The sequence below is a fragment of the Devosia sp. genome (assembly GCF_041917035.1).
Taxonomy (GTDB): domain Bacteria; phylum Pseudomonadota; class Alphaproteobacteria; order Rhizobiales; family Devosiaceae; genus Devosia_A.
In genome coordinates this window covers 1-7,548 of the sequence record NZ_JAYRYM010000180.1, presented here as the reverse complement: position 1 = coordinate 7,548, position 7,548 = coordinate 1, and the positions used below count along the sequence as shown (strand labels likewise).

Here is a 7,548-nt window from a genome sequence, read left to right as displayed (position 1 = left end):
CCGGCGACGGCACAGGGGCTCGGTCCCGATGCCGGCCTGTCGCAGTACGATCGCAACGTGTTCTTCTTCGGCGGGCGCTTCCACAGCACCAGCTTCTACGATTCGGCCTTCGTCTGGGCGCTGCCCTATGACGACGCCTACTTCCTGGGCGCGGGCTACCAGGAGTACTTCTTCCACAACGACTGGAACGTCAACATCGGCTCGGAAGTGGGCCTCGGCCTGCGCTACGACATGCATGGTCCGGCGTCCGTCGAAGCCTGGGGCGGCCTGGTCTTCCGCCACGACGGCGTGGTGATGTTCGACACCTTCCGCGTCTCGCCGGCGCTCACGGTGGGGTTCTCCGCCGCGACGGGCACGGTGGCGTCGGAAACCGACCGGGCCAAGTCGATCGACTTCACCGGGCACCTCCTCGTCTATCTCGGGCCCGAAATCGCTATCACGCCGGTGGACAACCCCAATGTCGAGGGCTTCTTCCGCGTGCAGCACCGCTCGGGCGGGTTCGGCCTGATCGTCAATGGCCTCAACGGCTCCAACGCCGTCAACCTCGGCGTCCGCTTCAAATTCTAGCCGGCTGTCGCCGGCCTCTTGAACTCGCCCATCTCCTGCCTAAATCAATGCTGTCCGCCGGGGCCACCCCGGGGACCGGGACACCCGGGAATGCAGGCTTGCCCGCTTGGGGAGCCGGCGTGGGACACCCGTTCAGCACGTTGCTCAAAGGAGAATGTGAGATGGCTGCATACGACTTTTCCCCGTTCTATCGCTCGACCGTCGGCTTCGACCGCGTCTTCAACCGGCTCGATTCGCTGATCGGCCAGGAGGCCAAGAGCTACCCGCCCTACAATATCGAGAAGGTCGGCCAGGACGCCTATCGCATCTCGATCGCCGTCGCCGGCTTCGCCGAGGGTGACATCGCGATCGAGAGCAAGGAGAACAACCTCGTCGTACGCGGTGCCAAGGCACCCGAGACGGAGGACAAGAGCCGCGAGTTCCTGCACCGCGGCATTGCCGAGCGCGCCTTCGAACTGCGCTTCCAGCTGGCCGACTATGTCGAGGTGGCGGGCGCCAATCTCGAGAACGGCCTGCTGCATATCGAGCTGAAGCGGGAGCTGCCCGAATCGAAGAAGGCCCGGCAGATCCCGATCAATGGCGCCGCGCCCAAGACGATCGAGGACAAGACGGTGAACTGATCTGCCTTCCGTCACGAACGACCTGGTGCGCCAGGCGATCTGTCGGATCAGGTGAACGGAACGGGTGCGGTCCCCCAAGGGGCCGCGCCCTTTTTGTCGTTGCCGGCCGGTCGGCGGCGAGCGGGGTGGACCCCGGCCGTCGCCGGGGTGACGGAGGATGGGGAGAGGGGGCTCTGGAGCCGGTCAGCCGGCGAACGGGGCCAGCCAGGCCTTGAGCGAACGGGCATCCATGGCTCCGGCGCGCTGCGCCAGCACCTTGCCGTGCTTGAAGACGATCAGGTTGGGGATGCCGCGGATATTGTAGCGGGCCGCCACCTGGGGCTCGGCCTCGGTGTCGAGCTTGAGGAAGCGCAGTTTCGGCTCGAGCTCGCGGGCGGCGGCGGCGAAGGACGGCGCCATGGCGTGGCAGGGGCCGCACCAGTCGGCCCAGAAGTCGACGACCACCGGCACGTCGGACCGCGTGACCTGCCGGTCGAAGATGGCGGCGTCAACCGAGGCCGGCTGCCCGGCGAAGAGCTCGGCGTGGCACTTGCCACACCGGGCCGCGGCCAGCGGTTTGCCGGCCGCGACGCGATTGGTGCCGCCGCATTCGGGGCAGACGATGTGCTTGTCGGTGTCGCTCATGATGGCTCCTTTGCCCACAGATGGGGAGGGCGCCGGGGGACATCCAGATCAGAGGACCTTCGTGACCTGGAGAAAATTGTCGCGCTCGTCATTGGCCGCCTTGATGGCGGTCTCCGAGCCCAGCACCACCACCTGGCCGTGCCGCGCGACCTGCTGCAGGGCGGCCGCGAGTGCCTTGAAGTCGTGGCTGGTGGCCGAGAGGATCTCCTCCCGACGCCGCTGCCGATCCGCGTCGGTATCGCCGGTCAGTTCCCAGAGCAGCGCGGTGAAGCCCTTGGCGTCGGGCAGCCGGTAGGTATCGACCGCGCCGATGACGCCGATCACCGAGCGCACCAGGTCCTGCTCGCCGACGCCGTCCTCGAGGAACCGCGCGGCGCCGTCATAGACGTCCAGCGTGTCGATCAGGTTGGGATCGCGATAGGAGGTGAAGGCGAAGGTGCCGGCAAACGGATCGAGGCCGGACGAGCCGCCATAGGCGCCGCCCTGCACCCGCACCTTGTCCCACAGGTAGGTGGTGTTGAGGTGCTTGATGGCCACCGCGGTGGCCCCGGTGGGCTCGAAGCCCAGCGCCTTGAGGCTGGCGCCCTTGGCCACGTAGTTGACCTGGCCGGGGAAGGTGAGGCCCTCCGACACGGGACCGGGGACGAAGCCCCAGCTTCCGGTGGCGCCCGCGCCGGCCGGCAGGTCGGCGAGGAAGGCAGCCAGTTGCGGCCGCAGGGCATCGGTCGCGGCGGCATCGGCGGTGACGTTGGCGACCAGCGCGGCGCGGCCGAGCAGCAGGTCCCGGATCTCCACGAGCGCCGCCTCGACCGCCGGCCAGTCGTTCTCGATCTCGGCCACGAGCTGCTTGAGGAAGAAGTAGTGGCTGACCCCGCCGAGCTTCTCGTTGAGCCAGTCGGCCTCGCTGAAGCCGGCCTTGACCCGCATCGAGACGATGCCGTTGCCCATGCCGGCGAGCGAGCTTTCGAAGCCGGCCTTGCTCTCGAGCACCATCTGGCGGATGCGCTCGCGGTTGTCGAGCCGGGCATCGGTCAGGACGTCGTGCATGATCGAAAGCATGTCGCCGGCATGCTCGAGGGTCGACTTGCCGCGCAGGAACAACCGCGCCGCCGTGCCGTTGCCGTCGCGCCGGCTGGTCACCCAGCGGCTGGCGCCGACGCCGCCGGTGGTGCGCCCGATGCGCTGGGTCAGGGCGACGAAATCCTCGGTGCTGGTGCCGGTCTGGGTCAGCGCGCGGGTGAACAGCGGCAGGTAGGGCAGCAGCCGACCGGGGAGCGCCTTGAGGTCGAAACCGAGATCGAGATAGACGACGCCGTTGGTGGCAAGATCGTGGGTGTAGAGCGGCACGCCGCCGAGCTCCTCCCGCGCGATCGGGATCGGCTTGTTGCGGCGCGGCAGGTCGGCCAGCGTCAAGGCCGGGATCGCGGCGAGGGCCTCGGGCGGATCGCCTGCCTCCTGCAGCGCCTTGAGGCGCCGGGTCTGCTCGGCCACTTCGGCAATGCCGCCGGCATCGAGCCCGGCGCGTGCCGCGTCGAGCCGGTCCCGCTCCTCGGCCGCCTCCGCGGCGGCCTTGCCGGGATCGGCGGTGAGCAAGACGGTCGAGCGGTGCGGATTGTCGAGGATGTGGGCCTTGATCAGCCCCTCGAACACCTTCTCGCCTGCCGCCAGCCGGACCTTCAGCGCAGTGAGCGGCGCCTCGAAGGTGAGCGGCGCCAGGGGGTCGCCGTCGTAGAGCCAGCTGCCGAGCGAGCGGAACATCAGCGCGATGCCGCGCGGGAAGGAGCCGGTGTTGTTCTCCCGCAGCGCGAACTCGGCCGAGTTCATCGCCGCCTCGACGGTCCTGGGGTCGATCCCCTCCCGGCTCAGTCGGTCGAGCGTATCGACGATCAGCGCCTCCACCGCATCGCCCGCATCGTCGGCAATGCCCTTGAGCCCGAAAGTGAAGTAGGGCTGGCGGATACCGTCGGCGAAGCCGGAGCCGGTCAGGCCCTCGCCGAGGCCGGAATCGATCAGCGCCTTCCTGAGCGGCGCCGCCGGGGTGCCGACGAGGATCGACTCGAGCACGTTGAGCGCCAGCATGGTTTCGGGGTCGGTGACCTCGTCGAGCATCCAGTTGACCGAGACCATGGCGGTCTTCCTGCCGGCCTCGGCCTCGCTGGCGGCGTAGGTCTCGTGCCGCTTGCGGGGGGCGCTCCAGCGCGCCTGCAGGGTGATTTCGGCCCTGGGATCGATGCGCTCGAACTGGCTGAAATAGCCCTCGAGGATGTCGAGCCGCTGCGCCGGGTCGTCGTCGCCGTAGAAGACGACGCGGGCGTTCGAGGGGTGGTAGAACCTCTCGTGGAAGCCCTTGAAATAGTCGTAGGTGAGGTCGGGGATGGCCCTGGGGTCGCCGCCGGAGTTCACCCCGTAGGTGGTGTCGGGATAGAGCGAGAGCTGGCTCACCTTGCCCAGCACCGCCGCGGCCGAGGAATAGGCGCCCTTCATCTCGTTGAAGACGACGCCCTTGTAGACCATCGGGCCCTGGGTCGAGTCGAGCTCGTAGTGCCAGCCCTCCTGGCGGAAGGTGTCCTCGGTGATCAGCGGGAACAGCACGGCGTCGAGGTAGACGTCGACGAGGTTGTAGAAATCCTTGAGGTTCTGGCTGGCCACCGGATAGGCGGTCTTGTCGGAAAACGTCATGGCATTGAGGAAGGTATGGAGCGAGCCCTTGAGCAGCTCCACGAACGGCTTCTTGACCGGGTACTTGCGCGAACCGCACAGCACCGAGTGCTCGAGAATGTGCGCGACGCCCGTCGAGTCCTCAGGCGGGGTCTTGAAGGTGATGCCGAACACCTTGTTCTCGTCGTCGTTGACGAGGCTCAGCACCTCGGCGCCCGTCTTCCTGTGCCGGTAGAGCCGCGCCAGCGAACTGATCTCCCCGATCTGCTGTTCGCGGACGAGTTCGAAGGCGGGATGCTCGGACATGGAGATACTCGGCAGTGGAAGGGTGGGGGTAATCTAGGGAGCGGCGGGCGCGGATGGAAGGGGGCTGGCCGGATGGGGAGGGGCAACCCCTCACCCGTCTCGGCCTTCGGCCGATCCACCCTCTCCCTCAAGGGGAGAGGGAAGAGAAGGGGTGGCACGATCTCGCCCCAATTCCCTTCTCCCGCAAGGGGAGAAGGAAGGTCGGTGGGGGTGGCGGCCTAGATCCGCCCCCGGATGTTCGGCTTCACCTTGTCCTCGTACCAGCCCTTCAGCTCCTCGATCAGCGCCGGCCCGATCGGATCGCGTTTGGTCGCCTCGACATTGTCCCTGAGCTGGGCCGGTCTGGTCACCCCGGCGATGACGGTCGAGACCGCCGGGTGGTCGAGCAGCCAGCGCAGGGCGAACTGGGCGAGCGGATAGTTGGCCGGGATCATCTGCTTCAACTGGTCGGCGAGTTCGATGCCCTTTTCGAACGGCAGGCCCGAGAAGGTCTCGCCGACATTGAACTTCTCGCCATTGGCGTTGAAGTTGCGGTGATCGGTGGCGGCGAAGGTCGTGTCCTTGTTCCACTTGCCGGTGAGCAGGCCCGAGGCGAGCGGCAGGCGGACGATGATGCCGACATTCTGCGCGTGCGCCTTGGGCAGCACCGCCTCGGCATAGTCCTGGCGGAACAGGTTGAAGATGATCTGCAGCGTGGCGCAGCCCTCGGCCCGCAGGGCCAGCAGGGCTTCCTCGACATTCTCGACGCTGGCGCCCCAGTGCCGCATCAGGCCCTCGTCGCGCAGGTCGTCCATGATCGAGAACACCTCGCCGTCGCGCAGCACCTCGGTGGGGATGGTGTGCAGTTGCGCCAGATCCAGCGTCTCGCCGCCCAGCCGCTTCAGCGAGCCGGTGAGGCTGAGCTTGATGTTCCGGCGGTTGTAGCCGGTCTTGTCGGGGAAAATGTCGCCGTCGCGGCCCAGCTTGGTGGCGACGATGACGCCCTTGCTGTCGGCGAAGCCGCCGATGCGGCGCTCCGACTGGCCGCCGCCATAGACATCGGCGGTATCCCAGAAATTGACGTCGAGCGAACGGGCGGTGCGCAGGATGTCCCGCGCCGCCTCGTCGCTGACCGGCCCGAAGCTCTCGCCGAGCTGCCAGGTGCCGAGACCGATTTCCGACACCTCATAGCCCGTCTTGCCCAGTCTGCGCCTGTCCATGAAGTCCCTCCAAAGCGTCGCCGCCGGCGACCAACTAAATCTGTCGAATCCGCAAGACCAAGTATTGCGGGACGGTAACGTTTTTTCCGAACGTTAACTTGCGCGGTCGGTGCCCTCTGCCCTACGCATTTGCCCGGGGGGTATTTGTAGGGAGAACTCCAATGGACCGCCGCACGCTACTGCTTGGTTTCGGCGCCGCGACGCTGGGCAGCCTGACGGCTGCACCTGCCGAAGCAGCCACCTGGGTATTTCTCGGCAAACGCCGTGTAAACGGCCTTGTCGATTTCGATCAGATCGATGTCGGTGCCTCGGCCGGCACGTTCGACAAGATCCGCCTGCACGTCACCGGCAACGACCTGATGATCTACGACCTCGACGTGCGCTACGGCAATGGCGCCAACGACGATATCGCGGTTCGTGCGCTGATCCCGCAGGGCGGCTACACCCGTGCCATCGACCTGCGCCTCAACAACCGCTTCATCCGCCGGGTACGGTTCACCTACGGCAAGTTCGCCAACGGTCGTGGCGAAACCTGGGTGGAGCTCCACGGCCAGCGCTGAGGGTCCGGCTGCCCGCGGCGGCGATGCCAGAAAGTTGAACCGCCGCGGTGGTCCTGACGTTACAGTGACGTCATGGCGACGGAGTTCCTGGAGCGCGACCTGCGGGTCGCGCCGATCAACGTGTTCATCGACCCGCCCGGTCCGCGCGACCGGGCGATCATCACGCATGGTCATGCCGACCACGCGCGCGCCGGCCACGGCGCGGTGCTCGCCACCCCCGATACCATCGCCATCATGAAGGCGCGCTACGGCGAGGACTGCGCCGGGCGCTTCCAGGCCCTGCCGTTCGGCCAGCCGCTCGAGGTGGACGGCGTGACGATCACGTTGCTTCCCGCCGGCCATATCCTGGGGTCGGCGCAGGTGCTGCTCGAGTACCAGGGCCGCCGCGTGACGGTCACCGGCGACTACAAGCGCTTGCCCGATCGCACGGCGCAGCCGTTCGAACTGGCCCGGTGCGACCTGCTGGTCACCGAGGCGACGTTCGGCCTGCCGGTGTTCCAGCACCCCGACCCGGCGGACGAGATCGCGCGCCTGCTGCGCTCGGTGGCGGGCTATCCGCAGCGGGCGCACGTGGTCGGCAGCTATGCGCTGGGCAAGGCGCAGCGGGTGATCGCGCTGATCCGCGACGCCGGATACGACGCGCCGATCTACCTGCACGGAGCGATGATCCGGCTGTGCGAGCTCTATGAGGCGAGGGGCATCCGGCTCGGTCCGCTCAGGCCCTCCCTCGAGGCCGGCAAGGCGGAACTCGAGGGCCAGATCGTCATCGCGCCACCCTCGGCGCTCAAGGACCGCTGGAGCCGGCGGCTGCCGGAGCCGGTGCTGGCGGTGGCGTCGGGCTGGATGAGCGTCAAGCAGCGGGCCCGCCAGGGCGGAGTGGAACTGCCGCTGGTGATCTCGGACCATGCCGACTGGAACGAGCTCAACCGTACCATCGCCGATAGCGGGGCCGAGAAGGTCTGGGTGACGCATGGGCGCGAGGACGCGCTGGTCTACCAGTGCCGCCAGCTAGGC

General features: G+C 67.6%; 7 protein-coding genes. 4 read left to right on the top strand and 3 right to left on the bottom strand.

Annotated elements, in window-relative coordinates; translation table 11 throughout:
- On the top strand, positions 1-567 hold a 567-nt coding region (locus ACE3TU_RS16160), incomplete at its 5' end, for a hypothetical protein (RefSeq protein ID WP_374626017.1).
- 161 nt (positions 568-728) lie between these two features.
- Complete coding sequence (locus ACE3TU_RS16155) at positions 729-1,187, top strand: Hsp20 family protein (RefSeq protein WP_374626015.1); 459 nt, start codon at positions 729-731, stop codon at positions 1,185-1,187.
- A 183-nt stretch (positions 1,188-1,370) separates the two neighbouring features.
- Here the strand turns inward: ACE3TU_RS16155 and trxC are convergent, their stop codons facing one another.
- The 3 genes from trxC to ACE3TU_RS16140 form a co-directional block, all read right to left on the bottom strand.
- Positions 1,371-1,811, bottom strand: a complete 441-nt coding sequence (gene trxC / locus ACE3TU_RS16150) for a thioredoxin TrxC (RefSeq protein WP_374626013.1) — start codon at positions 1,809-1,811, stop codon at positions 1,371-1,373.
- Between the two features lie 48 nt (positions 1,812-1,859).
- Positions 1,860-4,775, bottom strand: coding sequence for an insulinase family protein (locus tag ACE3TU_RS16145; protein WP_374626011.1), 2,916 nt, complete (start codon positions 4,773-4,775; stop codon positions 1,860-1,862).
- Between the two features lie 218 nt (positions 4,776-4,993).
- A complete protein-coding gene (locus ACE3TU_RS16140; RefSeq protein WP_374626009.1) occupies positions 4,994-5,974 on the bottom strand; it encodes an aldo/keto reductase in 981 nt (326 codons plus the stop codon).
- A gap of 161 nt (positions 5,975-6,135) precedes the next feature.
- On the opposite strand from ACE3TU_RS16140, the gene ACE3TU_RS16135 reads away from it, so the two are divergent.
- Positions 6,136-6,534, top strand: coding sequence for a hypothetical protein (locus tag ACE3TU_RS16135; RefSeq protein WP_374626007.1), 399 nt, complete (start codon positions 6,136-6,138; stop codon positions 6,532-6,534).
- Between the two features lie 72 nt (positions 6,535-6,606).
- A partial coding sequence (locus ACE3TU_RS16130) for a ligase-associated DNA damage response exonuclease (RefSeq protein WP_374626005.1) occupies positions 6,607-7,548 on the top strand: 942 nt, incomplete at its 3' end.